Source organism: Acidiphilium acidophilum (genome assembly GCF_033842475.1).
Classification (GTDB): domain Bacteria; phylum Pseudomonadota; class Alphaproteobacteria; order Acetobacterales; family Acetobacteraceae; genus Acidiphilium; species Acidiphilium acidophilum.
Map to the genome: position 1 here is coordinate 1 of NZ_JAWXYB010000010.1, position 1,354 is coordinate 1,354.

At 56.9% G+C, this 1,354-nt stretch carries 2 protein-coding genes; both read left to right on the forward strand.

The genetic code is table 11. The features are described 5' to 3' along the window. Positions 1-148: 148 nt before the first annotated feature. On the forward strand, positions 149-700 hold the full coding sequence (locus tag SIL87_RS02270; RefSeq protein WP_319612653.1) for an SCO family protein: 552 nt from the start codon (positions 149-151) through the stop codon (positions 698-700). Positions 701-815: 115 nt separating this feature from the next. Further along, positions 816-1,354 (forward strand): transposase (locus SIL87_RS02275; protein WP_319612654.1); only part of this gene is annotated, 539 nt, incomplete at its 3' end.

A 1,354-nucleotide genomic window follows, 5' to 3' on the forward strand; every position in this document is an offset into this window, starting at 1 on the left:
GATGGGTGGGATGGCCATAATCAGCCTAGCCATCCTGCTGATAATTATTTTAGCGATTGCAGCTTTGATAAAATACCTATTCAGTTCACCACAACATAAATAATTTAATGTCGCTGCTTACGTCTAACGAGGTGATGCAGGTATTTCCGTGCACAGCCGGGCCATCACCAAAGGCTGGGGCGGCACGATGACCACCTTCAAAGGTAATCAGATCGGTCGGCGGATCGCGCTTGGCAGCGTGGTCGGTCTTGGAGTGGCGATGGCGTTCGTCATCATCGATCCCGATGCCCTTGATGCTCTGGCGCATTTACTTGGTTGGAACCACCACGGCAAATTGACGACTACCACCGATTCCGCGATCCCGCCCGGTGCGCCGATCGGCGGGCAGTTCACCCTGACCAACCAGTTCAACCGGACGATGACCCCAGCGAGTTTTCACGGGCGCTGGATGCTGGTCTATTTCGGCTATACGCGCTGCCCGGATGAGTGCCCTCTGACACTCGAAAAAATGGCGATCATGATGAACTCGCTCGGGAAGCTCGCCAAACATGTTGCTCCTGTCTTTATCACCGTCGATCCAACCCATGATACGCCGGCAGTATTGAGAACATATCTACCCAAATTCAGCGACACGATCATCGGTCTTACCGGCAAGGTTCCGGAGATCGCCAAGGTCGCCAAGGAAGGTGGTGTAACCTGACGTCTGGAAATTCATTTTGGGTTGGGAGTTGGTGCCCTTGCCGGGGCATGCCCCGGCAAGGGCTGTTCATTCTGGTATTCCATGCAGTTGTTCACACCAACATGGAGACCGATGAATGGACGCCAAAAAGGATACGATTATCGAGGCACTTTTGGAACATCTGATCGAAAACGGCGCAGGCGATATCGCCACGGTATTTGCCAGGACCTTCGAACTCGCCATGCAGATCGAGCGCGAACGCTTCCTCCACGCCAGTCACTACGAGCGCAACCCCGATCGTCAGGGTTACGCCAATGGCTACAAGCCCAAGCGGATCGATACCCCGGCCGGGTCGATCACCGTCGATGTCCCCAAAACCGCCGGTCACGTGGGCGAACCCTTCTACCCACAGTCCCTCGAACGCGGCCGACGCTCGGTCCGCGCCGTCATGGTCGCCGTCGCCGAAATGTACATCAAAGGCGTCTCCACCCGCGACGTCGAGGCCGTCATGCGCGAATTCGGCATCGAAAGCCTCTCCTCCGCTCAGGTCAGCCGCGCCAGCAAGCTGCTCGATGACGAACTCGCCGCCTGGCGCACCCGACCCCTCGCCGAGATCCGCTACCTCATCCTCGACGCCAGATATGAAAAAATGCGCGATAATGGCGTCGTCCGCGA